Here is a 25,753-nt window from a genome sequence, read left to right on the forward strand (position 1 = left end):
CGCTGTCACTGCGGAGGCTGTCGATCGCCTCTGGCGAGAATAGGCTGTTCCTATCGTGCCTTTGCCACGACGCTCGCCTCCGCCCGATCCAACGGATTATGCCGACGTACCGTCTCCGACCTTATCGCCCGCTACTACTGTCCGCACTTTTTCTTTCAACGTGCGTGAGGCCCACCCTCGCACGCGCCGATTGCTTCGACGACGCCGGCGCCTATCAACAGGTCAACCCGCTCGTGCTGCGCGCGATCGCGTGGCTCGAATCGCACAATCGGCCCGATGCCACGCATCTGAACCAGAACGGTTCGATCGATTACGGCGTCATGCAGATCAACTCCATCCATCTGCGCGAGCTCAATCGCTACAACATCTCGCGTTCGACGCTCATGCGGCCGTGCGAGAACGTCTATATCGCCGCATGGCATCTACGCCGCATGATGGACAAGTACGGCAACACATGGGCCGCGGTGGGGGCCTATCATTCGCAGACGCCCGCCGAGCGCGACACCTACGCGCGTCACATTCAGCGCATCATCGCGGGCTGGCATCGTCTGCCAGCGCCGGCGGCCGCCCCCGCTTCCGCTGCGACGTCGGCGGCGGCGCGCAAAACGCGCGGTATGCACGAAGCGGACGAGGCGACCGAAGCGGACGAGGCGACCGAAACGCAAGCGTCCAGATAGCGTCGGACCTCAATGCAGCGGCGCGGGCGCACCCTCCGCGACAACGCAGTTGCGCCCTTCGTTTTTCGCTCGTGCGACCAGAAGATCGGCACGCTCCATCAGCGCTTGGACGTCGATGGTGCCTCGCGCATCGCAATATGCGACACCGAAGCTCGCCGTCACGCCGAAAGAGCCGCCTTGTTGCGAAACGATCGGCGTGTCCTCGATGGCCGCACGCATCTGTTCGGCGCACTGGATCGCACGTGCCTCGTTCGGCACGCGCATGAGCACGACGAACGCGTCGCCGTCTAACCGCGCCACGATGTCCGTATGCAGCCACGTCTGACTGCACAGATGAGCCACGGTGCGAAGCACGCGGTCGCCGCTGCTGTGGCCATGAAGGTCGTTGATCTGCCTGAATCGGTCGATATCGAATCTCACGACCGCATAGCCGGGCTCGTGCGCGTTCGCGGCGGGCCAGTCGTCTTTTGCCCGCTTTTCGAGTGCGCGGCGATTGAGCAGGCCCGTGAGCGGGTCCGTCTCCGACAGCTCTTTCATCTCGAGCAGCATATTCTCGAGCTTCATTTTCTCGATGTGATTCGCGTTGAGCGCGGCAATCGATTCGAGCAGCTTCGCCACTTCCATGCTCTTGGGCGTGAACGAGATCTCGGTGTCGATTTCGTCGCTCGCGATGGCATCGATCATGTTGACCGCCTGCAGGAGCGGTTCGACCATCCGCTTGCGCACGATCGACATCATGGCGGCCAGCGCGCCGCAGATCAGTACCGCGGCGGCCAGCGCCACGAGGAAATGAACGAGCGATTCGGTCTGGCGCGCATGGAGTTCGGCCTCCGCCTGATCGAGCAGCACATCGCGCAGGCGAGTGATGGAACCCATCGGCGGCACGTAGTCCGCCGCGAAGCGGGCAGGCGAGATGCCCGTGGCGCCCTTGGTCGCCAGCGCCTGCACGTGCTCTGCGTAACGGATGCCCGTCACGAAGTAGTCGTGCTCCATATCGTCGAGCGCCTTGCGCGCGGCCTGCGAGCCCGGGTTGACGGTCACGCGGTCGAGCACGAGCGCGTGCAGTTGATCGACGCGGCCGCGCACGCGCGCGATCGCCAGCAGTTCGTCGGATGTGAGCGGCCGTTGCGCCGCGAGTGCCGCGGTGAACTGCGAGCCGAGCTGGCCCGCGAATTCGCGCAGGTCGGCGAGCAGGCGCGTGGCTGCCAGCCAGTTCAACGTACCGGGCCCGCCTTCCCGGACCGAGATCGAGATGCCGTCGAGCGGCGGCGCCACTTCGGGAATGATCGCGATCATGCCGGCCACGACCCTGTGAATCTCTGCCGAGCGCCGCTCGGCGAGCGGCACTTTCAGCAACGCATCGACTTGCGCGCGAGCCGAATCGAGGTCGCCTCTCATCTTCGCCACGGCGGCCAGTTCGCGCGCGCAATCGCCGGGGCAGTGCTTGTTCCGGAGTATCGCGACGAGGCTCGCGATGCGACGGTCGCTTTCCGCGCGCGCCCGTGAAAGTGCTTCGGCACGCGCGGGGGCAATGGGCAGATCCTCGCCGAGCGCGCCGTTCGTCGGGCCGCGCTCCGCGGAGACTTTCTCCATGACGAGCAGGCCCGCTCTGAATCCGCGGAAGGCCTGCAGGGCGCCGCGCGCCGCGCTGCTGTCCGACCATTCGTGAGCGAGCGCCCAACCGAGCGGCACGATCACGGCCACGAGGATACACGCGACGAGTAACCCCAGAAGACGGGTGATCGGTAGTGCTTTATTGAACTTCTCTCTCTTCATGCGGCTGGCCCCTGCGTGACGCGCAACATGTATCACGTTTTCGCATATCGGAATGTAAAAAAAATCATGGCGCACCTCGCAACCTTTCGACGTGCGCTTCGCACTCACGTGGTTACGACTGGTGCCGTGTGCCCGGATGGCCGCGCAATTCTCCATGAAATTCCGTGTGCACGACAGTCGCTCCGGCACGTGGAACCGGTCCCGTGTCGATCAACCGTGGAGAACCCCGATGGCACAACGTCCCGCGCAAAGCAGCGTGACGCGGCGTCGCGCATGGCTGGCCGTTCCCGTCATCGCGCTGCTCGTCGCATGCGCGCGCGCTGCGCTGATGCAGCCCGCTAACGAAGACGCGCGTGACGCCGCCGCGCTTCAGCGCATGAGTGCCGCCAGCGAACGGATGGTAGTGGTGGTCGTTGCGAGCGCGGGCGGGCCTATGCGCTCGCCGGACGGCGACACGCTGGACGATCGCGCTCGCCGCGCGGCGAGCGCCGCCGTGGCAGCGCTCGAGAACGATTACCGATTGCGCGAAGTGATGGAGTGGCCGCTCGTCGCGTTGCAGTCGCATTGCGTGGTGCTGGAGATCGAAGGAGCGCAGTCGCGCGACGAGGTGCTGGCGAAGCTCTCGAAGGACGTACGGGTGCGTCTCGCGCAGCCGCTGCTGACGTTTCGACCGTCCAGTACGCGTGACGATGCCGGTGAGGGATTGCGTCCGCACACCCCATGCAGTTCGTGCGCGCGCCCCGTGGGGCGGGCCTTAAGGATTTCCTTACGGGCAAATCAGCGGCCGCCTACCTTGTGGCGTTGAGCGAATCCACGCACATTGGGGCGGCGGTCAACTCTATCTTTTTGACCCCGCTCGCAACTTTTTTCGCGCCTCGCGCTACCTACAGGGAATCGAGCGCGCCCGCGCGCACATGCGCACACGCGATTCGCACCATGCTATTGAACCCAGCCACTTCATACTCCGACGACGTACAAGCCACCGATGCGGACGACATGCGACTCATCCGTCGCGTGGCGGCGCACGACAAGGAAGCGCTGGCGCAGCTCTATCGGGCATACCACCGCCGGCTCGCCCGCTTCCTGAACCGCTTCACTCGCCGCGAGGACCTCATCGAGGAAGTGATCAACGATACGTTCATGGTGGTATGGCAAAAAGCAGCACAGTTTCGCGGCGACGCACGCGTTTCGACGTGGCTCATGGGCATCGCCTACCGTGTGACGCTGCGCGCATTGCGCGACGGCAGTCTTCAGCACGACCAGCTCGACGCCGATTTCGAAGGGGAAGCCGTGGAGCCGTTTGCCGCCCATGAGCAGACCGATTGGGTGGACAAGGGGCTCAGGAGGCTTTCGGCGGAGCAGCGGGCCGTGGTGGAACTCGCCTACGTGATGGGGCATTCGCTGGAGGAAGTCGCGCAGATCACCGAATCGTCGGTGACGACGGTGAAGGCGCGGATGTTCCATGCCCGTGTCAAACTGCGCAACGTGATGCCTGTGCTGGCGGGATTTACCGGGGAAGATTGATGAGTGCGTCTGCAGCCGACGACGAGCGCAGGCACCTGCGCATCTGGGAAATGCTGCCGTGGATCGTAAACGATACCGCCGGTGCCGAGGATGCACGTGAGGTGCAGGCACATCTGCGCGAGTGCGTGCTTTGTCGCGCGGAGCTTGCACGCCAGCGTTGGCTGCTGTCCGCGGCGAATCGGCGCGAGCCCCAAGCCCCGAACGTCGAGCGTGGGCTCGACAAGTTGATGCAGCAAATCGACGATGCGGACCATCATGAAGCCGAGTCGCGTGGGACCGGTACGCACGGGCGGTGGCAGCCCGCTGAAAAGGCGAGGGCGCGCGCAGGGCGTTCGGTGCTGCTTGCGTATGGGCTCGCCGCGATGGCGCTGATCGAGGCGGGAGCGCTCGCCATGCTGGGCGGGCAGTTGCATGGTCTGCAGCCGGCCGGCTCCTATCGAACGCTGTCCGAGGCCGCTTCGCCGTTGCACCGCGCAACGATCAGGCTCGTCGTGGACGATGCGATGTCCGTGCGCCAGTTGCAGACGCTGCTCGCCGCCCAGCATCTGAGGATCGTGAACGGCCCGGGCGAGAACGGCGTTTATTCGCTTGCGCCGGCCGGGGAGATGGGTGATGTCGACGCGCAAGTGGCGGCGCTGCGCGCGGCGCCCGGTGTGCGGTTCGCGGAGCCCGCCGCGGAGGCGCTGAACGCGCAGTAGGGTTGCGGCGACGTGTTCGTTCGTTGCCCGCCCCGCCGTTTCGTCGCACCCGGGGTATGGCATGGCCTCTCGTCGCGAAAATGAAGCGCATGCGTTCCGGGCCTCGTCAGGCCTGCCAACACCGCGCTCATGCTGGACGGCCTGCTGTTTTCGGTTACCGTTTTCGGCGATGGGCAGGAGTACCTGATGCCCAGCCGAATAGCGAATCCGATACCGTCGTTCTCTTCCTTTGGACACAGTGCTGCGCCGGAGCCGGCGCAGCCGGCCGGCGGTGGCCGTCCGGGCGCCCGCAACGAGGGGGCGTTTTCGAGTCTGCACCGCCCCGAGCCGGGCGCGAGCGCAATCGGTGCGCAACGCACGAACATGAACGGCGCCGATCGGCTGGCAGCTTTCCTCGAGCGTGCGCGCAATGGGCAACGCGGCTCCTCGGGCGGTGTGCCGCCCGCGACAACGTCAGGCACCGAGGATGCCTCCGGACGCCCGACGCGAGAGTCCCGGTTTGCCGAGACCGGAGTTCCGGGCGCGAGGACGCCGACGGGGGCGAAGGGGGCTCAGTGGACGCAAGGGGCACCGGCATCCGAGCCCGGCACGAAGCGAACTGGCTTCGGCGCGGCGAAAGGCAGCCGCCACTTTCCGGGCACGGGGTCTTCGCGTCCCGCAACCGGCACATCGTCGGCTCGGAGGCCGGCCGGGCAGGGACATTCGGCGTATGCCCGTGCACGCGGGTATTCGAGCCATCACGCGTTCCCCAGGCCGTCGCACGGCTATGCGGGTGCGTACGCGGCTGGGCACTTCGCGGCCAGCGGGTATCCGCGCTACGTGCGCACGGCGTGGCGTGGGCCGGGTTACTTTACCCACGCATTCGACGTTGGCCGGCTTCTCGGATTCACATACGGATTCGCGCAAACTGCGCATGGGGCTCGGATGCACCTCGGGTTTCATTTCAACGGCCGATTCCATACCTTGCACTTCGGTATGTATCCCAACACGCCGAGCCCGCTTTTCGCAACGCTGCATAGCGGCTATATGCATGCGATGCCGGCATATCGTCCTTACTCCGGCCACTACGCTTATCGCCGTCCCGCCTGGCATGCGGGATACGGCTACGCACCGTCCGGGCCCTACGGCGGCTACGGCCATTTTGGCGCGGCTGCCCCTCCGCCGTTCGCGAGCCATTGGTGGCACATGCCATTTCACGGTGCCGCACCAGGCTCCGGTGCCACGCCGCACGGGCCCCGTGCGCAAGCCGGCGACACTGGATATCGGACAGATGGAGCGCCGCGGCCTGACGCAAGCGGGACGGGCCCGGAGCGCGCGAACGCGGCGCCGAGCGTGGACCAGCAGCCGCCCGATGGATTTCGCCGGTGGCACGAAGTCCTCGGCGTTGCGCATGGCAGCGCCACGTGCGAGGCGGTAAAGGCTCGCTACCGAAGGGATGCGCTGCGACTGCATCCGGACAAACCGGGCGGCAGCAAGGTCGCGTTTCAGGAGCTGCAGTGGGCCTATGCCACGGCCATGGCCGTGCTGGACGCGCGCGAGCGCGGCGAGCACGTCCCCGAGCCCGCACGCACCGCGTGAGGTCATGGCGGACGTGGCGGCTGCCCTGCGACGTGGCACCGGAGAGGGGCGCCCGAGGATTTTGCGGCAGCGGCGCGCTTTGTATTCGCCACCTTCGCGCGTATTTCGCCGCGGCGTCGGGCGCTGCATCGGCATGCCGCTAACGTAGCGCTCACAGCTATGCATCACGTCCGCCGCGCGCAGTTGCGCCGCACGTGAACCGGCTGAGAGCGCGGCGAGATCCGCGCCGCGTGCGCGGCGCGGTCGGTCCAATCAAGCGACGGGGCAAACCATGAGCATTACCATCAGCAGTTCGATCAGCATCGAGCAACCAGGCATCGATTCATCGGCGAAGGAGGCGGTCGGCGCGCTGCCCGCGGATTTCGAGGCGCTTTACGAGTCGGCGCTGCGCTCGCTGCAACAGATGTTTCACGAAGTCTTTGCGCAAGGCGGGACGAGCGAGGCCGATTTCGGCGATGACGCGGATACCGGCATGGACACTCAAAGCGCGGCCGGCGCGCTGGCCGGCTACATGCACGAGAACGGCATCAATACGCTCAACCCCGATCAGCTCTATCAGCTCGCCTACAACCCGAAGGACGGCACACCGTCCGCCGTTTCGGCCGCGGCGAAATTCATGCTGCAGAACCCGGACGTATTCAATCAGATCGAAACGCATGACGTGGCAGGCTCCGACGGCATCGCTAGCGCCAATGATTTCGACTGGGCCGCACAGGGCGAGATCGGCGATGTGCAACCGTCGGCGGCCAGCAGCAAGGCGGCGCAAATGGACACGCAAGGGGCATCGGGCGCGCTCGCGGGCTATATGCACGAGAACGGCATCCACACGCTCACTCCGGGCCAGCTCTATCAGCTCGCGTACAACCCGCGCGAGGGCACGCCGCCCGACGTATCGGCGGCAGCCGCGTACATGCTTCAGAACGCGGATGCGTACAACCAGATCGAAACGCATGACGTCGCGGGCGCCGATGGCATTTCCGGCGTCGGCAATTTCGATTGGGCGGCGCAGGGTGGGCTCGATGAAGCGAAAGACCCGGGGGAAACCGACACGGCCGATGGCGGCGAACTGCTCGACGACAAGACCTCCAGCTCGGCCGATCTCGAGCAGGCAGTCGAAGCCGAACTCGAGCAGATCAATCAGGCCGTCTTCGGGTACTCGATCGCGTCAAGTCAGTCGCATGCAGGGGCGCGGATCGAGCAGACGATCTGACAGAATCGATACGAGAGAGCGGGCGGCGATGCGTTCGAGGCGTCTTCGTCGTCCGTTTGTCTGCCGCGCCATTGCCAACTATCCGGCGGCTCCTGGAGCGAGGGCATTGAGCCCGATTCTCATCGCAACCGGCAGGACAGCAACGCCGGACAAATTCAAGTTCATTTCGCCTCGGGCGCCCGACATTCGCCGCCGCGCGCCGTTGACGCATCGACGTTCGCCGACAATCGGCGCACCGCATGGCACCCATGCGATTCGTATTGAGGAGAGGATGATGAAGGCCCGCTTTGTTCGTTATAGCGGCGCGTGCCGCACGATAGCGCTCGCGCTTGCCTGTTTCGTCGGCCTGCTCGCGGCGCGGCCGATGCAAGAGGCACGATTCGACCATGCCGCGCGTGTCCGCACGGGAGAGCCGTTCCCGCAATCTGCGTTGTCGCCCACCGTACGGAGTGCGCCATGACAATGACCCGAATAACCGGATCGGCCGCGTTGTCGATCGCACCGAGCGCGAGCACGCCGGAGACGGCGGCGCTTCCGGCACTACCGGCACCGGAGGAAAGGCGCCGCCGGACAACCGGGGCGGCGCTCAGTGCGCTGGCGACGAACGGAGCGGCGGGCCGGAACTCCTCGGCGCAGACTGGCGCCGCAGGCAGCGTGCCACCGCGAACTGCCATGTCGTTGCTGCGGCGCACCCGGTCCGCCCCTAACCTGTCGCAGGCGCGATCCGAGCCGCACACGCCGGCCGCGCGCGCACCGTCGGCGGGCGCGAGCCGCACGTCCACCGCGGCGGTGTTTGCGGAGATGCTGCACGGGGCCAACGACATCGAACGAAAAACGCGCTCGTTCATCGACAAGCTGAAGGCGTTGCCCGCGTTGCGGCTCGGTACCTCGAAGACCGGCGAGGTACCGGGCGATGCCCATCCGAAGCCAGCAGACGCCGCGCACAACTACCACGCCACCATGGCCGATCAGGCCACCCAGGATGCCATCCGGCGCGAACTCGGCGAGATCGACAAATTGATCGCTCAGTTGATGCGGATGCTCGCCAAGCTGACCGGCGATCATTTGTCGGCACTCACCAGGAACTGACCGGCAAGCTGTTGCTCGGAATCTCCGGTATCGGGCGCCGCCACTTCGTGGCGGCGCCCGTTTGCGTTTGCACGGCAAGAAGCATGAAAACATGAGCGGAACCAATCGAAGCGGAGGAATCGCGAGGGCAGCCAGGTTGTCCGATGCGTCGGAGGGCGCTCTCCGGCGCGCGACGCGAAGCGCGGCAAGCGCGCATGATTTCAGGCGACTCGGTGGACAACGGGAGCGGCCTCGAGCCGGCTGACGAATCTTATCGCCGGCACGTCGGCCGGTGCGCGATCCCTGTGACGTCCGGCGATTTCGGGCGAGCGGGTGGCGGGGACGTCCATTCCGGCCAGAACGTGCGCACGAATGACGGTGTGAGGCGCGTGCCCGTTGCGACGTTGCCAAAGAGCGCGCCGGTACCTGGCAGAACGTTCGATTGCATTCGAAGATCGGCAACGAGGGCGCTACGCGCGAATCCAGACGTAGGAGCCATCGCTCAGATGGCGGAACATTTCGTCGTCGGAAAGCAGGATGTTCTCGCGCCAGTAGCGGCCGTGCTCGACGTAATGCTCGATCGTCTCGACGAGCCATTTCCCGTCCGTGTGATCGCCGAGCACGCCGCGCACGACGAGCACCACGCCGCCGGTATCGGCTTCGACGCCGAGCTGGGCCTGGTCCTGCGCGTAGACGGAAAGATTGGCTTCCAGCAGCAAGCGGAATACGCGAAGCGTGCGCCCGCCGCTGACAACGCCAAATTGGAAATTGATGTAGATCGCCGCGGGATCTTCGTCGAAGTAATCGATCGCGACATCGAAATCGTTGATCGAGACGACACCGCTTTTGATGACCGATTCGGCATTGCCGATGCCGCGCAGGTCGCACAGCTCCCGGATCAGTTCGTTGCGGCGCTCGAGGCTCATGGGAGGAGGGAAAGGGGTGCGGCCCGCGCGGCGCGAGGACGCACCCGAATCGCGCTTAGCCTTGCGTGAGGCTCTTTGCGTTCTTCGGACCGGCTTCAGCCAGCTGATCCTTCGCCGCGTCGTTGTTCAGCTCGTTTTCCATCTTCGTGGCGGCATCTTGCAGCGCGATCGAAGCAGCCGTGTTGGCTTGCATTTCGGCGATCGTCGAACCCGTGCTGAGAACGTTGGAAGCCGTCGAACCACCCGAAATTCCGCGCGAAAGCGACATGATAAGACTCCTTAGTGAAGTTGCATCTATAAGCCCCGGATGGGGCGCTTGGTTGCCGTGTCCATAAGGCCACGGTAATACGGTCGTGATCGACGATCACGATTCCGATTCGATTGCCGCGCGGCACAGCTGCGCAGCGGCATTCAGGCCGTCCGCAACCGTGGTTGCGGATTGGCGAAGAAGCGGGTCGGTGAGCTTCACCGCCTGTGTGGCGAGATCCTGCGCGCTGCGCTGCAAGGCGAGCGCCGTGTCCTCGAACTTGCGACGCGCGCTGGCTGGCTGCTCGGCCAGCGTCTTTACGCTGTCGAGGACGTCGATATGCTCCGTGGTGATCGCTTCGTACATCATCGTTCCTCAGTGTCCAGTTCTCGTTGGCCAACGCTCGGGCGTACTCAGTTGAGCGTGTCCCGTTGCGTCTGTGTATCGACGAAGTGCTTCGTGCCGTCGCTCGATACCATGTACTGCAAGCCGTCCACCGCCAGCAGCGATTCGACGTCGGTCGGCGGTGCCATGCGATCGTCGGTACCGAATCGCGCGGCGATCTGCTTGACCATCGGCGCGAGATCGCCCGTCAACTGCTCGAGCGTCGTGCGCACCGCATTCGCGTTCTTCGCCACGCCCGTAACCTCGAACGTCCGATTGCCGAGGTAGCGCACGTGCAGCGACGAATCGTGCAGCGACTCCTGCAAATCCCGCGTGATCTGATCCACGCATCCTACGCGCCAGACAACCCGGCCGGGCGCGATGTTTTCGGCGATGCGCCGTGCCGCCATCTCGCTGGCGCTGTCGGGCACCACGCCCATCACAAGAAAGCGGCCGTCCTGGCGCTTCACTTCCAGGTCATGCAGATCCAGCTGCCGCAGGCCTGTGGCCAGCATGGCCGCATCCGGTTCCTGTAGCGCCTTCAGCGCGGTGGCCGCCTCGCGCGGGCGCAGCACTGCCGGCAGGGCAATGCCCGCACAACCGATCGCCAGCACCGCCACGCCCGCGAAACCCGCATTGCGCATGGCGTGCCCCCTGCGGGGCGCGTCGGTGAGCGGACGCGGTGCGTGCTGCGGCTGCGGCGCGGGCACTTCGATCGACGTGGCCACCGGCGTGGCGACTGGCGCGAGCGCGGTCTCCAGCAGTGCGATGTCCGAGGGCCACGCGGCATCGGCGTCGCCGGCGCACAACACGATGTCGCCGAAGCGATGGGGCACGAAGTCCTCGAGCGTCACGTCGGGGTGCGCCCCCGTCGGGTCCGAGATCGAAACGTGTCCGTCTTCGTGGTGGCTCAGTTGCATCGTGGGCATCGTCCAGTCGCTGATCTGAATGTCCGCTTCGTCATCGTTGCCGATGTGCGTCAGCGTTGGATTCAACTTTATGCGAGCGCCTGCATGGCGTCCGGTCAGCAAACGAATTTCCTTGGTCATCGGCGAACTCCTGGCATCGTCGTACGGCGCATCGCTGCGACCGTGTTCTTTCAAGCTACGCGGCGCGCGCCGAGCAGCGATTTGTTGATGGCGATCGCGCGGCCGCGTTCTTCGTCGGTGCGCTTGCGCTTCAGGCTCAGCATCATGAGCGGCAGCAGCACGTTCATCGACTGCTGGTGCGTCGGTGCGGGCGAGGTTGGCGCCGGCACCGCAACGATGAGCTGAGCACGTACGGCGGCAAGCGTGGCTTCGCTGACCTTCGGCGCGGGCATCGCAAGGAAGTCGAGCGCGATCGCAAGCACCTCGTAGGTCCAGCTTTTCGGGTGTTGCGGCGTGCCTTGTTTGTGCCGGGCCTCGATGAGCGCTTCTTCCGCGCGCTCGCGCACGCCGTCCACCTCGCCGTCGCCGGCGCTCGCCCGCGACAGACGCGCCCCGCGCCGTCCGACAGCACCGGGCGCATCCTGAGGATGGTCGTCGCCTTGCGAGCCGGTGCCGGAGCCCGAGTCGCCCTGGGCGCCGTGCCGCCGCTCGCCGACGCGCATGATCATGTCCTCGCTGTTTTGAAGATGCTCCTCGAGCATCATCAGCAGCTCTTCGCTGGCACCGCTTTCGTCGATGCCGTCCTGCGAATCGGCCCCTTTGCGTTTCTTGGTGCGCGGGCGGGTCGCGGGCCTGTGCAACAGCACTTTTTCGTGGTGATGGTGCTGCTGCCGAGCCGGCACATTCGCCTCCGGCGGCGTTTCCGTGGCGGGAAGGGGCAACGGCACGCCCGGTTGGTTGACGCGCGAGATCATGGGAACACCGTGCGAAGAACCGATTGAGCGAAATGCATCACCGCGGACGCACCCCACGGGGCGGCCACGACGATGACCACGGTCACGACGAGAAACTTCACGCCGTGCGAAATGCTCGAATCCTGCAGCGAGGTGATCGCCTGGAGAAACGCGATCAGCAGGCCGGCCGCCGCGGCAATGCCCACGGCCGGCAGCGAGACGAGCAGGCACAGCGTCAGTGCGTTGGTCGTCAATTGGGTGATCGCGTCGTATTCCATAAATCGGTCACTTGTAGGTCGAGACGAGTCCGTGAATCAGCGTGGACCAACCGTCGAGCGAGACGAACAGCAGCAGCTTGAACGGAATCGCCACGTTGGTCGGTGTCACCTGAGACAGCCCGAGCGCCATCAGAATGTTGGCGATGATGAGATCGATGACGACGAAGGCCAGATACAGCAGGAAGCCGATCCGGAAGGCCGAGGTCAGCTCGGTCAGCGTGAACGCGGGAGCGAGCACGATCAGGTCGTCCGGCTTGAGCGTGGCCACTTTGTCCGCCGGCCAGATCTGCTGCGCGGAACGCATGAAGAACGCCTTCTCGCGCTCGGCGGTGTGCTTCAGCAAAAATTGGCGAAACGGTTCGCGCGCGGCGTCGAAGATCGGCATGACCTGGCTCGTCGGCGATTGTTCACTCGAAACCTGTGCGCGGTGGACGGCTTCCATGCCGACCGGCGCCATGACGAAGGCGGTCACGATCATCGCGATGCCATTGAGCACGGTGCTGGGCGGCACCTGCTGCACGCCCAGCGCATTGCGCAGCAATCCGAGCACGACGACGATCTTCGTATAGGACGTGACGACCATCGCGGCGAACGGCAGCAGGCCGAAGGCGAGCAGGCCGACGAGCAGCGATGCGACATCAAGATTGCCGTTCATCGCTTGCCGCCATCCGGGTGATCTGTACGCCCAGATTGTCGCCCACGGCCACGAGCTTGCCGAGCGCGAGCGTCTGGCCGTATGCGGCGAGGCGCACGGGCGCGTCCGCGAGCGGTAGCGGCAGATCGAGTACATACCCCGGTTGCAGGGCGCCGAGCTGGGCGACGCTCAGATTGACCGTCAGCAGTTCGATGTGAACGGGCAGGTCCATCGCGGCGACATCGACGATTTCGCCTGCGAGCAGATCCGATTCGCCTGCATGGAAGCTCGCGTCGTCGGAATGGGCGTCGTTCACTGAGGTCAAGGCAGTCTCCAAGGTTATGGCGTGCGCATCGACGCGCACGGTGGCACCGAGCTGGCGGCCGCGCGCGGCGCCGAAGCGCAGTTGTGCCTGTTCGATCGTCCCCGGCTCGGCGAAGCGCGAGGCGGGCCGCCAGCCGAGCAGCACATCGTTGCGCCGCAGGGAGGCCAGCAGGTCGGGCGAGCATTGGCGGCTGCGCAGCCGCAGCACCCCGGGCAGGAGGATGTCGCCGAGCGAGCTGTTGTTTTCGGCAGCGGCGTGCGGCCCGGCTGTCCAGGTGAGCGCGTAGTCGGCGCAGAGCGCGGCCGGCACCTCTGTAACGAAGCAGGTGCGGTCGACACCGTCCGAGGAAAAGCGCAACGCAAGGCCTGGTTTTCGGTCGGCTGGCCTGCCGAGCGTGATGGCCTTGATGGCCGGCGTGCCGCCCTCGTTCGTGCGAAAGCGCGCGAGCGTATCGGCGAGCCACATGTTCGCGAGTGCGCTGGCACGGTCGCGCTCGGTATCGAGCGCGATGCTCTCGAGCGCGGGGTAGTCATCGGCATTGGCGACGACGGTGAGCGGCCCATGCGCGCATTCGAGATCGAGCGTGAGCGCGCGCTCGAACGTCACCGCGCAGACGCCATGCGGGCGCAGGCGTGACGCTACACCCGGGTGCGCGGCGCGCGTATCGCACAACGCCCGGCACAGCTCGGCCAGAGGCGGGGCATAGCGCGGGAGCCGGCCGTCGAGCGACGACGGCAAGACATCGTTGACCATGCGCGTATCTCCGGTTATGTGGACTTCGTCACAGCGTGACGTCGACGTCGATCTGCCGCCGCAGCGCATCCGACAGGCGCACTCTCAGTGCGTCGACGTTGTCATAGATTAGTTGTGCCGAATAAGCATTTGGCGTTTCGAAGCGAATAGCTATGCGTGACGGCGAAAGTTGCAGATGCAGCAGCGTGTCTTCGAGCACGGCGGGGTTCATCGGCAGCGTGACAGCCCATACGGCGTCGTCGGCTTCGCCCGACATTGCGCAAAAGCGGCTGATGCGCTCGGTCAGTTGCCGAGCGAGCAACTCGCCGTGCGCCGCGTTGGCACAGGTGCGTACGATGTGCTGACCGAGCACCTCGTCCTGGCGAGCAGACGCTTGCCGTTCCGCCGCGCGGTCCACGCGCGCGAGCGTCCGGCCGCGCGCCGACGTTGACGGCGATCGTTCCTCCGGGGCTTCGCCGCGCGCGGTGCCGGCGCTCGGTACGGGGGCTGCCGCAGCCGGTATCGGATCAGGCGGCATGGGTGCCTCGTTCGTCACGGTCGCCTCGCTTGTTTCGGCGAGGCCGCTGCCTTCGTCCCGCTGGTCGCTGGGCAACGGCCGCTCGCCGTCGTCGGCTCCGTCGGCTCCGACGGCGCGGGTGGCCGCCTGCGACGCGAGGGAGCGGAACACCTGGACGGCGGCTGGCGCCGCGCGGCGTCCGCCCGCGGGGGCCGGGCCCGCGGCTCCGGGTACGATGCGGATTTCCCGCGCGTTGCGCGCACGTTCGGACATGTCGTTCTCCCGGAGACCGATCAGAACGCGAGGCGCCCGACGGGCGACAGATGCGCGTCCGAGCCCAGCTCCTGGAACGAGTAGACGGGCAGCGAGGGGAAGCGCTGCTCGATCATCCGGCGCGTGTATCGGCGAATATCCATCGCGCAGACGACTGCGAGATGCTTCGCGGGATCGCTGCCGCAAATGCCTTCGAGGTTGCCGAGCAGGGTATCGATGAGCGTGGGCTCCAGCGCAAGGAAATTGCCGGCCGGCGTGGGCTTGATGGCTTGCCGGATCGCCTGCTCGACTTCCGGGTCGAGCACGATCGAAGGCAATTCGCCCGTGCCGCCGGTCGCGCGGTGCGCGATGAAGCGACCGAGGTCGCCGCGGACGTACTCGGTGACCATCAGCAGGTCTTTCTCCTTCGGCCCCCAGACGACGAGGCTTTCGAGAATCGCACGCATATTGCGGATCGGAACGTGCTCTTCGAGCATGCGGCGCAGCACTTCGGCGATACGTTGAGCAGGCATCGCTTTTTGCACTTCCGCAACGAGGCCCGGGTATTCGGTTCCGGCGCGCTCCAACAGCCATTGCGTCTCCTGCAGCCCGATGAAGAGCTTTGCATCGGCCGCCAAACGGGTCACCGCATGCCCGGCGATCAACGCCTCGCGGCTGACGATCGATGCTTTCGCCGCATCGGGCACCTTCGCGGCGTCGATCCAGTAACTGACGTCGAGCCCAGCCACGTTCGCGCGCTTTTCGCACTGCGCGGCCAGCGCGTCGGGCACTTCGCGCAATACGGCGATACCCGGTGCCAGGTCGAGCGGATCCGATGGCACGTCCTGCACGAAAAGCTGATAGGCGTGCCCGGAAAGCTCGTCCGAGATCCACAGCGCGGTGCGGGGGAACGGCAGGCCGAGATCCGCCGTGAGCGCGCGGCGGCCGCGTTCGAAGGCGGCATCGAGCGCTTCGGCGTCGATGCCGGCGGCGAGCGCCGGTGCGAGGCGTATCGCGAGCGGTACGGCGAAAGCGGGCGGCTTCGTGGCGATCGTCGGCACACGCTCCTTCGATCCCTCGCGCGAGAGGGCCGGCAACTCGGGGCCCGACGGTTCGTCTTTCTTGCGCTGCGTGCGGCGCAGCGCCATCCCGCCCGCGAAGAGTCCGCCGGCCAGCACGACGAAGAGCGCCGACGGAAAGCCCGGCACGAGCGCGAAGCCGCACAACAGCGCCGCCGCGCTGAAAAGCGCGCGCGCATTGCCGGAGAGCTGCTCGATGATTTCGGTGCCGAGCGAGCGCGGCTCCTTCTCCTCGTCGGCCACGCGCGTGATGAGCACGCCGGCCGCCACCGAGATCAGGAGGGACGGAATCTGCGAGACCATGGCGTCGCCGATCGAGAGCACGGAGAACCGGTTGGCGGCTTCGCCGGCCGACATGCCGTGATAGGTCACGCCGATGACAATGCCGGCAAGGATGTTGACCATGGTGATGACGAGGCCGGCAATCGCATCGCCCTTGACGAATTTCATCGCGCCGTCCATGCCGCCGTGCAATTGGCTTTCCATCGCCAAACGCGCGCGGCGCTTCTGTGCCTGCTCGGCGGTGAGGTTGCCGGCCCGCACGTCGGCATCGATGCTCATCTGCTTGCCCGGCATACCGTCGAGCGTGAAGCGTGCGCCGACTTCGGCTACACGCTCGGAGCCTTTCGCGATCACGATGAACTGCACGGTGGTGATGATCAGGAAGACGACGAGGCCGACCACGAGGTTGCCGCCCACGACGAGTTCGCCGAAGCTCTCGATGATGTGGCCCGCGTCCGCGTTCAACAGAATCGATTTCGTCGATGCGATGTTCAGCGACAGGCGAAAGAGCGTGGTGAACAACAGCAGCGACGGGAATGCCGAAAGCGAGGTCGCTTTCGGGATATACATCGTCACCATCAGCAAAACGACGCTCGTCGTGATGTTGATACCGAGCAGCGTGTCGATGAGGAAAGTCGGGAGCGGCAGGATCATCAGCGCGATCACGGCGACGATCACGCCGGCGATCGCGACCTCGCCGCTGTACTGCGAGATGGGAGCGCTCTTGATCATGACGGCAGGCCTCGGGAGGGAACGGACGATAAAGCGGACGACGAAGCGGACGATAAAGCGGACGATAAAGCGGGCTGGCCGGCTGCGTCGGCATTCCTTTGGGCCGCGAGATCCTCGACCCACGCGAGCACGGCCGCGACGGCCTTGAAGCACGACTCGGGAATCGCTTCTTCGAGCGGTACCCGATACAGCGTGCGCGCAAGCGGCGGATTGCCGACGATCGGCACGCCATGGCGTTCGGCCATGCGCCGGATTTCGAGCGCATCGGCATCGACGCCTTTCGCGACCACGCGCGGCAGGTCGTACTCGTCGGGCATGTAGCGCACGGCCACCGCGTAGTGCGTCGGGTTGACGATGACGGCCTGGGCGCCTGCGACCTTCGGCTCGGGGTTGCCTTGCACGATCTCGCGCGCCACTTCCTTGCGCTTGCCCTTGAGGTGCGGATCGCCCTCGGAATCCTTGTTTTCGCGCTTGACGTCTTCCTTGCTCATCCGGTGGTCGCGGATGAAGAGCCAATGCTGAACGCCGTAGTCGGCTACGCCGAGCACGAGGTAGATCACGCCGCCCACCGCGAAAACACGACACAAGGTGCTCCAGGAGATCTGAATCAGATCGGGCAGCGGCTCGTACGCCACGCCGACGATCAGCGGCGAGAGCGCGAGCAGCGTCTTCCAGAGCGCGGCGGCGATGATCGCGGCCTTCACGAGCATCTTGGCGAGATCGACGAACGAGCGTACCGAGAACATGCGCTTGAGGCCCGAGCCCGGGTTGATCGCGCTGAACTTCGGCTCGATCGGCTTGAAGGACACCTGAAAACCGACTTGCGCCGCAACGGATGCGATGCCAACGACCAGGGTCGCGAACACGGGCAGGCTCAGAATCGCCGCCTGCATCGCGATTTCGGTCATGGCGCGCCGCAGGTCGAACGACGGCTTGTTCGCTTCCCGCACCTGGAGCGCGAGATGCATGATCGCGCGCAGATGCTCGCCCATGGCCGGGCCGGCAAGACCGAAGCCGAGCGCAGCCGCGATCAGCAGCGCGGCGAACGACAGATCGGCGCTCTTGACCGTCTCGCCGTCGCGGCGGGCGTCTTTGAGCTTCTTGTCTGTCGGCTGTTCGGTCTTTTCGTCGGACATCCGGATTGCTCCGAACCAAGGGATGGGAGCCGAGTCTCGCTGCCCGGTGCCTCGCGCGCGCGCGGTAGCGGCGAAACGGCGCGTCCGCCGGCGAACCTCGCGGCGCGACGGCGCGGCCGTTCGCCGGAAGGTCGGAGAATTCGCAGCGCGCGCCGGTGCGCGCCGGCGCGGACAGCTACGTTACGGTCACCGGCGGCGAACGTCTTTCGTTTCTCCGCGTTTTTGTGAACGAGTGAAAACCGCGAGGCTGAGCGATGAATCTCACGACATGCAGTAACCGTCTTGTGTCCGGGCTGGTGGAGATGCTGACCTGGGCGGCGAGGAAGGGGCATCTGGACGAAGCCGACCGGCTCCTCGCCGCGCTGCACCTGATGCGTCCGAACTTCGTCGAGCTGCAGGCTTACGACGCCTGGCTGCTCATTCGACGAAACCGGATGGCCGACGCCGCGCAATTGCTGCGGCAGCTCGAGGGGCGCGAACTGCAGCCGCCGTTCGGGCCGTACGTGACCGCATTGCTCGCGGTGTGCCTTTCCTCGCTCGGCGACGCGAGCTGGCGCGTCTACGCGAACGAAGTGCTCACGCGCGAAGAGGACCCCGAATCGGTGGGGCTCGTAAACCTGCTGATGGGCAAGCGCGAGAAGAGGGAAGCGGCGGATGCCGCGGCGCCGGGCATGGCTGCCGGCGCCGCCGACCTGCTGCGCCAGGCCATGGCGTTCAGCTACCTGCGTGCCTGAAGGAGCCGGCCATGACATCCGCGATTCCTTCGATTCCGCCGTTGCCGCCGTTGCCGTCCGTCGGGCCCGCCGATGCGACGGGGGCTGCCACGCCCACGGCTTCCGCGCAGGCGCCTGCCGGACTCGGCGAGCGTTTCCGGCAGGCGCTCGCCGACGCACGGCTCGTGGCCGAGCAGGGCTCGCACATGCACGGCCCGTCGGCGGTGTCGCAGGCCGTGGCGGCCCAGGACGAGGCGTTCGGCGCACTCACCCAGAAGATCGACGCATTCGAGGCATCGAGCGCGAATCTCTCGATGCAGGAAGTGGCGGCCCAGTCGCTGCAGATCCAATCGGAGATCACCTCCCAGATGGTGAAGATCTACGTGGGCACCGCCGTCGCCCAGGGTGGCAAGGGCACGGTACAGACGCTGATGAAGAACCAGTGACAGGAGCTGCGATGCCCCGTTTCCCCAATCTGCTGCGCGCGCTGGCGCTCGCGGTGCTGGCCGCGGCACTGCTCGCGGGCTGCAGCAAGCAGCTCTTCGCGCAGTTGACCGAAGCCGACGCGAACGACCTGATGCGTGTGCTGCTGGAGGCCGGCATCGACGCGAACAAGTCGTCGCCGGACAGCGGCAAGACGTGGGGGGTCTCGGTGGGCGAAGACGACTTCGCGCGCTCGATGGAGGTGCTCCGGGCGCATGGGTTGCCGCATCAGAAGTACACGTCGCTCGGCGAGATGTTCAAGAAGGACGGGCTCATCTCCACGCCCACCGAGGAGCGCGTGCGTTTCATCTTCGGCGTGTCGCAGCAACTGTCGGCCACACTGTCGCGCATCGACGGCGTGGCCTACGCGGAAGTGCAGATCGTGCTGCCGAACAACGATCCGCTGTCGGCCTCCGTCAAACCGTCGTCGGCCGCCGTCTTCATCAAATATCGCGCGGGCACCGATATCCAGGCGCTCGTGCCGAGCATCAAGAACCTCGTCGTGCACAGTGTCGAGGGGCTCTCGTACGACAACGTCAGCATTACGCTCGTGCAGGCGATGGAGCCCGCGCCGCCGCCAGCGGATGCGACGCGCGGCGGGCGCGGCTGGCTGCTGTGGGTCGGAATCGGTGGCGGTGTGGCCGCTCTGGTGGCCGCGGTGGCCGCGGCCTTCCTGTTCGCACCGGCGCGCTTCAAGGCACTGGGGCGCGTGGTGCCCGGGCGCGGCGGCCGCAAGGCGATGCGCCAAGCCGAACCGCCGCACGGCACCGAGGCCGTGCCGGCGGAGAAGGTCGAACCCGCATGAGCGCCGATCACCCGCACGTCCGGATGCTCGCGGCATTCGATACGCGCGTGAGCGAACTGTGTCTGTGGCTGTCGGACAGGTGGCGGGACGGCGCGCAGAGCGGCGCGACGGAGCGTACGACCACGCCCATGCCGCCGTCCGCGCCGGGCGGGCATCGCATGCATGCACAGGCGCTGAGTGCGCAGATGGCGCGCCGCATCTGGTTCGCCGAGCCGGTGTCGTTCGCCGTGTTCATGGTGCCCTGCAACCGGATCGCGCTCGTGGGGCCTCCGCTGCTGCGCCGCGTGCTGGCCGCGCGCCGGCTCTATGCCTGCAGGGACGCGGCGCGCCGTTGCATCGATCGGCGCGTGCGTCGCGCACTGATCGATACGGTCGGCGAAGCCGCTTTCGCCGCCATAGTCGATCTGCCGGTGGGTCGGGCAGGCGCGGACGACACGCTGCCCGACCACGTCGCGGACCTCGCGCCCGACGCGCTTGCGCGCGAAGGATGGGCACGGATGAGCGCGGATGGCGTCTGTGCCCAGGCGACGTTGCGCAACATGGTCGAGCTGAGCCTGTTGGCGATGGCCGATACGCCGTGGGCGGATTGCCGCCCGATCGTGTCCGCCCTGGCGACGCAGGCAGGGGCGCCGGTGCCGACGCCGATCGTCGGCCCGGTCCGTGCAAGCGTGGACGATACCGCTGCATTTTTCTCGGAAGTGGTTCGCATGTTTCCGGAGCTTCAATGGTTATTTGGCTGAAAACCGATCCGAAGGTCGTCGCGCTCGACACCGATGTCGTTCGCGCCGAGGATCGCGGGCGCGTGACCGAGCTGGCCGATGCGCTCGAGGCGCTGCATGAAGTCGTGGCGGCGACGATGACCGATGCCACTGAACGGGCGAGAGCGCTCGTCGAAAAGGCCAGGTGCGAGGCGGAGGCATTCGTCGCCGGGGCGCAAAGAAAATTCGACAACAGTGCGCGATTGGGCTACGCGGCGGGCCATCAGCGCGCCCTCGACGAGACGCATGCACGCTTTGTGGCTGCCGCGCGCGACGAACAGGCGCAACTGCGCGCTTGCGCCGACCGCTTGTCGCGCATCGTGATGAAGGCCGTGGAACAGGTCGTCGCGGAGAGTGACCGCGACGCGCTGATGCGTCGGGTCGCGCTGACGGTATCCCGCTCGATCGACAATGCCGCTCATATGAGCGTGACCGTCGCGCCCGCCGACGCCGAGCGCGCACGCCGGCTTTTCGGCGAGCTCGCCCGGACCGCCGAGCCGTCGCTTGCCATCGAGATCGTCGTCGACGACCAAGCCGAGCCCGGCACGTGTATTTGCGAATGGGACTACGGCGTCGTGGAGGCGAAACTCGGTGCCCAGCTCAGGGCGCTCTCTCGCGCGCTGTCGAAGGGTGCGGCTGATGCAGTGCGCAGCGCGCGTGGCGCCCGCGAAGCGTTCGACGACGACGAGGATGACGAAGATCGCATCGACGGCGGCACCGAGGAAGGCGACGCCGGCTTTCCCGGCGACGTCTTCGGCCATGGCGGCGGCATGTACGCGGGCGCGCGCTACGACGAGGAGCGCTGAGCATGCATGCGATCGACAATCTGGCGGACCGGCTGGAGGCCGCGCTCGGAACGAGCGGTTCGTTGAAACGGTACGGCAAGGTGATCGAGGCGGTCGGCACGCTCGTCAAGGTGGGCGGGCTCGATGCGCAGCTCGGCGAGCTGTGCGAACTGCGCCGTCCCGACGGCACGTTGATGCAGCGTGCCGAAGTGGTGGGCGTCACGCGCCAGCACGCGCTCATCGCGCCGTTCGGGAGCATGACCGGCGTTTCGTGCAGCACGCGCGTGACGGGCAGCGGCGCACCGCTCTCGGTGGCGGTGGGGCCGCGCCTGCTCGGGCGTGTGCTCGACGGGCTCGGCGAACCGTCCGATGGCGCCGGGCCGATCGAAGCCGAATGCCGCGTGCCGGTGTTCGCGAACGCGCCCGATCCGCTGGAGCGGCGGATGATCGACACGCAGATCGCCACGGGCGTGCGCGTGATCGACGGGCTGATGGCCCTGGGCGAAGGGCAGCGTATGGGCATTTTCGCAGCAGCCGGCGTCGGCAAGAGCACGCTGCTCGGCATGCTCGCCCGCGGCACCGAATGCGACATCAACGTGATCGTGCTGATCGGTGAGCGCGGTCGCGAAGTCCGCGAGTTCATCGAGTTGATTCTCGGCGAAGACGGCATGGCGCGCAGCGTGGTGGTGTGCGCGACCTCGGACCGCTCGTCGATCGAGCGCGCGAAGGCGGCCTATGTGGGCACGGCCATCGCCGAGTATTTCCGCGATCAAGGGCTGCGCGTGCTGCTGATGATGGATTCGCTCACGCGTTTTGCACGCGCGCAGCGCGAGATCGGCCTGTCCGCCGGCGAACCGCCGACGCGGCGCGGCTTTCCGCCCTCGGTATTTGCCGAACTGCCGCGCATTCTCGAGCGTGCCGGCATGGGCCGGGACGGATCGATCACGGCCCTCTACACGGTCCTTGCCGAAGACGAAGAGGGCGGAGACCCGGTGAGCGAGGAGGTCCGCGGTATTCTCGACGGGCACCTCGTGCTGTCGCGCAAGATCGCCGCACGCAACCGCTACCCCGCGATCGACGTGCTCAATAGCCTGAGCCGCGTGATGCCGCAGATCGCCTCGGAGCAGCACTGCTCGGGCGCCGGCCGCGTGCGCCGTCTGATGGCGAAGTACGACGAAGTGGAAATGCTGCTGCAGATCGGCGAATACAAGGAAGGCAGCGATCCGGTGGCCGACGAGGCCATCGCGATGCACGAGGAGATCGAAGGCTTCGTGCGTCAGCGCACCGATGAGCTCGCCGACATCGAGCACACGCGCGGCGTGCTGGAGAGTTTCGGTGAATAGCGATGGCGATGACCGGCGCGCCCCATGAGCCGTTCTCCGCAGCAGGTATGGAAGACGGTCGTTGCCGCGAAGGAGCGGGCGAAGGAGCGCCTCGAGCAGGAGCTGTCCGACGCACGTAGGCATTACGAAGCGCTGCTTGGCGCGCTCGACGAAGCGCAGGCTGGCGTGCGGCACGCCGACGCTCAGCGGCTCGAACACGAGGAGCGCATCGCCGCGCTGCTCAGCGACGCGCGCGGCCTGTCGCCCGCGAGCTACCTGAACCACGACCTGTATCGCGCGCCGCTCGCGCAAGCACTCGAAGCTGCCCGGGCCGCACAGCGGCAGGCGGCCGATGCGGCCGAAGCCCAGCGGCGCGCTGTCGAGCGGCTGGGGTTTCTCGTCCGGCGCGCCGACGCCGCGCTCGAGGCCGTGCGCGAGCAGTTGCGTTCGGTGCTGGCGACGGCACAGCGGCGTAGCGACGAGCGCACCGACGAGGAAGCGGGCGAGGCGGCGGCGGCACGAATAAGACGGGAGGGATAGGGATGTCCGAAGGATTCGCCGTAGGCCACACGCTTGCGGCTCTGTTCAGCGAATACGAGGGGTTCTTTCTGACGCTTGCGCTGGCCGGCGCGCGGGTTGCGGTGCTGTTCCACATTCTTCCGGCAACGAGCGACGAAATGCTGCCCGGCGTCGCGCGCAATGGTCTCATCTATCTGATTGCATTCTTCGTGGCATCTTCGGAACCCGCGCACGGAATCGACACGCTCGGCTCCGCGCAGATGCTGATGCTGGCGGTCAAGGAGATGTTTCTCGGCGCGGTGCTCGGCTTTGCCGCATCGTCGGTCTTCTGGATCGCGCAATGCACGGGAACGATGATCGACGATCTGGCGGGCTACAACAGCGTCCAGATGAACAACCCGATGCGTGGCGACCAAAGCACGCCGATCTCGAACACGCTGATGCAATTGGCCGTGACGCTGTTCTATGTGGCCGGGGGCATGACGTTTCTGCTCGGCGCGCTGTTCGAATCGTTCAAATGGTGGCCGCTCACCTCGATTACACCGTCGATGAGCGACGTCGCAGAGTCGTTCGTTATTGCGCGAACCGATTCCATCATCGGAACGGCGGTGAAGCTCGCCATGCCCGTCATGCTCGCCCTTGTGCTCGTGGACGTTTCGATCGGCGTGCTTGCCCGCACGGCGGAAAAACTCGAACCGTCATCGTTGAGCCAGCCGATTCGCGGTGCCGTGGGTTTGCTCATGCTCGTCTTTCTCGTCGGTGTGCTCGCGCAACAGGTGACCGGCGCGCTGCGCCTCGACTCGTTCATGCGCGAAGCCGGCACGCTGCACGGGGCACCCGGCGGAGCGACGCGACGATGACCAACTATCGGGACGTGCATTGAGCATTGTTGTGAATACCGGTGAGATTGTTGAAACTGGCCCGCACGGCCGCCGCTAACATCGATCTCAACAAAGGCGGACCGTATAGCTCGGAACCGCCGATGCCCGGTCCCTGCCCGTTTGGCCGCTATCTGACGGGCGCTTTCGCAAGAGTGCTGAGCTATGTACCCGACGATTCATATGGCGTTGTTGTCTGCTTTCCGCTTTCGCGGCAGCTTGCCGCGCTATTCGGCAGCCCTTCTCGATGGCGACTTTGCACGCGCGTATTGCGCGGTGGACGACGCGGCCGACCTGAGCGCGCACTCGCCGGTACGCACCCGCGATCACGGTCATGAGGAACTGACGGCGCTCGCCGACGTCTCGCTTCTGCTCGACAATCATGAAGAGGCCGAGGAGTTTTATCGGCGAGCACAGAAGCTGATCTGGAAGAACGATCGCGCGCTTCGTATTGCATCGTGCCGCAATACCGGCTGGCTCTCGCTGATGCGTTCACGCCCCGGTGTGGCCGAGCGCAGCTTCGCGCGCATTGTCGCGGAGGCGGAGCTCGACGCGGAGCAACGAATCGAAGCGTATATCGGCATTGCGCTTGCCCGTCATCAACTCGCGTTTCAAGCGGGGGCCGACGATGCGCTGATCGCCGCAGCCGAACTGGCAGACACGCATACCGAGCCGCGCCTGCGCTTCGTCGTCGATCTGCTCGCACAGGAATTCGACGTCCGCTTGAAAGTGCGCGCGGCGCGCGCGCTGAACGATCACGCATTCTGGCAGTCCGCGCTCGCGAGCGCATCGCTCGGCGCGAGTGCACGCAACCGCGTGGAGCCGGCACAGGCAATTGGCCATCGCCCGACGCTGCTCGTACGGCGGATGGAGGAACTGCAGTGCCTGGACCGGCTTGCCGGCGGCGATCGCACATGGTCCGCGCAGACGCTTTGCGCGCGCGCGAAACAAAGCACGGGCGGCCCGCTCGCCTTTTTCCACGCCAACCTCGAGATGGCGCTCGCCGCACTTGCGGGCGGGCTTGCGGATCTGGCCGGCGAACTCGTCGAGAGGATGCCGGTGGGGCATGCCGACGAAGCGCGCCGCAATTTCGACTATCTCTACTGCATGGCGAAGGTGAATGTGCATCGCGGCAATCCCGCCGATGCGCTGAGGTTCTACTCGAACTACACGACCGAAGCATTGCGCTGCCTGCGCAGCGAAACGGCAACGCAGCCTGCGGCGAGCGGGCCGCGCAAGCGGGCCGATACCGCGAGCGACGACGTTTCCGCTCGCCTGCCGCCCAAGTACCGGCGCGCCTACCGCTATATCCTCGAGAACATCGATCGGCCGGACCTGACCACGCGCGAGGTGGCCGCGGAACTCAACGTCACGATGCGCACGATCCAGCTGGTATTCAAGCGCGCGCTCGGCGTGACGCCGTGCGGCCTGATTCGCGCGCTGCGGCTCGAGGGCATTCGGGGCGATCTTCTGCAAGAGAGCGGGCCTTTGAATTCGATTTTCGATACGGCGTCGCGCTGGGGCCTCACGAGCCGTTCGACGCTCGCAAAAAGCTACCGGAAGCATTTCGACGAATCGCCTTCCGAAACCATCGTCGCGCACGCGCGCTAAGG

The 25,753-nt window shown here is 66.2% G+C and carries 28 protein-coding genes; 16 read left to right on the forward strand and 12 right to left on the reverse strand.

The features are described from left to right. The first annotated feature begins 164 nt into the window (after positions 1 to 164). Positions 165 to 677: a lytic transglycosylase domain-containing protein gene (locus tag U0034_RS20495; protein ID WP_327197070.1), complete on the forward strand. Its 513-nt coding sequence runs from the start codon at positions 165 to 167 to the stop codon at positions 675 to 677. 9 nt (positions 678 to 686) lie between these two features. On the opposite strand, the gene U0034_RS20500 is transcribed toward U0034_RS20495, so the two are convergent. After that, positions 687 to 2,453 carry a diguanylate cyclase domain-containing protein gene (locus tag U0034_RS20500; protein ID WP_158243506.1) on the reverse strand — a complete coding sequence of 589 codons (1,767 nt, stop codon included), beginning with the start codon at positions 2,451 to 2,453 and terminating at the stop codon, positions 687 to 689. Between the two features lie 229 nt (positions 2,454 to 2,682). Between U0034_RS20500 and U0034_RS20505 the strand changes: the two genes are divergently transcribed. From U0034_RS20505 to U0034_RS20530, 6 genes are all read left to right on the forward strand, one after another. Beyond that, a complete protein-coding gene (locus tag U0034_RS20505) occupies positions 2,683 to 3,258 on the forward strand; it encodes a hypothetical protein (RefSeq protein WP_085225309.1) in 576 nt (191 codons plus the stop codon). Between the two features lie 191 nt (positions 3,259 to 3,449). Further along, positions 3,450 to 3,977: an RNA polymerase sigma factor gene (locus U0034_RS20510; protein ID WP_327197071.1), complete on the forward strand. Its 528-nt coding sequence runs from the start codon at positions 3,450 to 3,452 to the stop codon at positions 3,975 to 3,977. Beyond that, positions 3,977 to 4,675: a hypothetical protein gene (locus tag U0034_RS20515; protein ID WP_085225305.1), complete on the forward strand. Its 699-nt coding sequence runs from the start codon at positions 3,977 to 3,979 to the stop codon at positions 4,673 to 4,675. Before U0034_RS20510 ends, U0034_RS20515 begins: the two co-directional genes overlap by 1 nt. Before the next feature lie 975 nt (positions 4,676 to 5,650). Continuing rightward, on the forward strand, positions 5,651 to 6,253 hold the full coding sequence (locus U0034_RS20520) for a DnaJ domain-containing protein (protein ID WP_158243507.1): 603 nt from the start codon (positions 5,651 to 5,653) through the stop codon (positions 6,251 to 6,253). 271 nt (positions 6,254 to 6,524) lie between these two features. Then, the gene (locus tag U0034_RS20525) at positions 6,525 to 7,463 is read left to right on the forward strand and encodes a hypothetical protein (RefSeq protein WP_085225301.1); all 939 of its coding nucleotides are present in this window, start codon (positions 6,525 to 6,527) and stop codon (positions 7,461 to 7,463) included. Between the two features lie 456 nt (positions 7,464 to 7,919). Further along, positions 7,920 to 8,552, forward strand: a complete 633-nt coding sequence (locus U0034_RS20530) for a hypothetical protein (protein ID WP_139831122.1) — start codon at positions 7,920 to 7,922, stop codon at positions 8,550 to 8,552. A gap of 449 nt (positions 8,553 to 9,001) precedes the next feature. Here the strand turns inward: U0034_RS20530 and U0034_RS20535 are convergent, their stop codons facing one another. The 11 genes from U0034_RS20535 to sctU form a co-directional block, all read right to left on the reverse strand. Further along, entirely contained in the window at positions 9,002 to 9,457 is a 456-nt protein-coding gene (locus U0034_RS20535) for a type III secretion system chaperone family protein (RefSeq protein ID WP_085225295.1), read from the reverse strand. Between the two features lie 55 nt (positions 9,458 to 9,512). Further along, a complete protein-coding gene (locus U0034_RS20540) occupies positions 9,513 to 9,725 on the reverse strand; it encodes a hypothetical protein (protein ID WP_085225293.1) in 213 nt (70 codons plus the stop codon). Positions 9,726 to 9,821: 96 nt separating this feature from the next. Further along, positions 9,822 to 10,073: a hypothetical protein gene (locus U0034_RS20545; protein WP_085225291.1), complete on the reverse strand. Its 252-nt coding sequence runs from the start codon at positions 10,071 to 10,073 to the stop codon at positions 9,822 to 9,824. Positions 10,074 to 10,117: 44 nt separating this feature from the next. Continuing rightward, positions 10,118 to 11,137 carry an HrpD5 family protein gene (gene hrpD5, locus U0034_RS20550; protein ID WP_139831121.1) on the reverse strand — a complete coding sequence of 340 codons (1,020 nt, stop codon included), beginning with the start codon at positions 11,135 to 11,137 and terminating at the stop codon, positions 10,118 to 10,120. Positions 11,138 to 11,187: 50 nt separating this feature from the next. Further along, complete coding sequence (locus tag U0034_RS20555; protein ID WP_085225287.1) at positions 11,188 to 11,931, reverse strand: hypothetical protein; 744 nt, start codon at positions 11,929 to 11,931, stop codon at positions 11,188 to 11,190. Continuing rightward, entirely contained in the window at positions 11,928 to 12,188 is a 261-nt protein-coding gene (gene sctS, locus U0034_RS20560) for a type III secretion system export apparatus subunit SctS (RefSeq protein WP_085225285.1), read from the reverse strand. The genes U0034_RS20555 and sctS overlap by 4 nt, the downstream gene beginning before the upstream one ends. 7 nt (positions 12,189 to 12,195) lie before the next feature. Next, complete coding sequence (sctR, locus tag U0034_RS20565) at positions 12,196 to 12,843, reverse strand: type III secretion system export apparatus subunit SctR (RefSeq protein WP_085225283.1); 648 nt, start codon at positions 12,841 to 12,843, stop codon at positions 12,196 to 12,198. Further along, entirely contained in the window at positions 12,827 to 13,900 is a 1,074-nt protein-coding gene (gene sctQ / locus U0034_RS20570) for a type III secretion system cytoplasmic ring protein SctQ (RefSeq protein WP_158243508.1), read from the reverse strand. Before sctQ ends, sctR begins: the two co-directional genes overlap by 17 nt. Before the next feature lie 28 nt (positions 13,901 to 13,928). Next, entirely contained in the window at positions 13,929 to 14,669 is a 741-nt protein-coding gene (locus tag U0034_RS20575) for a type III secretion HpaP family protein (protein ID WP_085225278.1), read from the reverse strand. A 20-nt stretch (positions 14,670 to 14,689) separates the two neighbouring features. Further along, entirely contained in the window at positions 14,690 to 16,741 is a 2,052-nt protein-coding gene (gene sctV / locus U0034_RS20580; RefSeq protein WP_085225276.1) for a type III secretion system export apparatus subunit SctV, read from the reverse strand. Then, entirely contained in the window at positions 16,738 to 17,877 is a 1,140-nt protein-coding gene (gene sctU / locus U0034_RS20585; RefSeq protein ID WP_085225274.1) for a type III secretion system export apparatus subunit SctU, read from the reverse strand. Before sctU ends, sctV begins: the two co-directional genes overlap by 4 nt. Before the next feature lie 254 nt (positions 17,878 to 18,131). On the opposite strand from sctU, the gene U0034_RS20590 reads away from it, so the two are divergent. From U0034_RS20590 to U0034_RS20630, 9 genes are all read left to right on the forward strand, one after another. Continuing rightward, positions 18,132 to 18,611 carry an HrpB1 family type III secretion system apparatus protein gene (locus U0034_RS20590; RefSeq protein ID WP_085225272.1) on the forward strand — a complete coding sequence of 160 codons (480 nt, stop codon included), beginning with the start codon at positions 18,132 to 18,134 and terminating at the stop codon, positions 18,609 to 18,611. An 11-nt stretch (positions 18,612 to 18,622) separates the two neighbouring features. After that, a complete protein-coding gene (locus U0034_RS20595) occupies positions 18,623 to 19,036 on the forward strand; it encodes a hypothetical protein (RefSeq protein ID WP_085225270.1) in 414 nt (137 codons plus the stop codon). An 11-nt stretch (positions 19,037 to 19,047) separates the two neighbouring features. Then, a complete protein-coding gene (sctJ, locus tag U0034_RS20600; protein ID WP_102622937.1) occupies positions 19,048 to 19,878 on the forward strand; it encodes a type III secretion system inner membrane ring lipoprotein SctJ in 831 nt (276 codons plus the stop codon). Continuing rightward, the gene (locus U0034_RS20605) at positions 19,875 to 20,618 is read left to right on the forward strand and encodes a type III secretion protein HrpB4 (protein WP_085225268.1); all 744 of its coding nucleotides are present in this window, start codon (positions 19,875 to 19,877) and stop codon (positions 20,616 to 20,618) included. The genes sctJ and U0034_RS20605 overlap by 4 nt, the downstream gene beginning before the upstream one ends. Further along, positions 20,603 to 21,442, forward strand: coding sequence for a type III secretion system stator protein SctL (gene sctL, locus U0034_RS20610; RefSeq protein ID WP_158243509.1), 840 nt, complete (start codon positions 20,603 to 20,605; stop codon positions 21,440 to 21,442). Before U0034_RS20605 ends, sctL begins: the two co-directional genes overlap by 16 nt. 2 nt (positions 21,443 to 21,444) lie before the next feature. Then, positions 21,445 to 22,764, forward strand: coding sequence for a type III secretion system ATPase SctN (gene sctN / locus U0034_RS20615; protein WP_085225266.1), 1,320 nt, complete (start codon positions 21,445 to 21,447; stop codon positions 22,762 to 22,764). A 24-nt stretch (positions 22,765 to 22,788) separates the two neighbouring features. Further along, a complete protein-coding gene (locus U0034_RS20620) occupies positions 22,789 to 23,283 on the forward strand; it encodes a hypothetical protein (RefSeq protein WP_085225264.1) in 495 nt (164 codons plus the stop codon). Positions 23,284 to 23,285: 2 nt separating this feature from the next. Next, positions 23,286 to 24,122, forward strand: coding sequence for a type III secretion system export apparatus subunit SctT (gene sctT, locus U0034_RS20625; RefSeq protein ID WP_085225262.1), 837 nt, complete (start codon positions 23,286 to 23,288; stop codon positions 24,120 to 24,122). A gap of 183 nt (positions 24,123 to 24,305) precedes the next feature. Next, entirely contained in the window at positions 24,306 to 25,751 is a 1,446-nt protein-coding gene (locus tag U0034_RS20630) for a helix-turn-helix transcriptional regulator (protein WP_085225260.1), read from the forward strand. The last annotated feature ends 2 nt before the right edge of the window (positions 25,752 to 25,753 follow it).

Origin of the sequence: Trinickia caryophylli (genome assembly GCF_034424545.1) — a bacterium.
GTDB classification, from domain to species: domain Bacteria; phylum Pseudomonadota; class Gammaproteobacteria; order Burkholderiales; family Burkholderiaceae; genus Trinickia; species Trinickia caryophylli.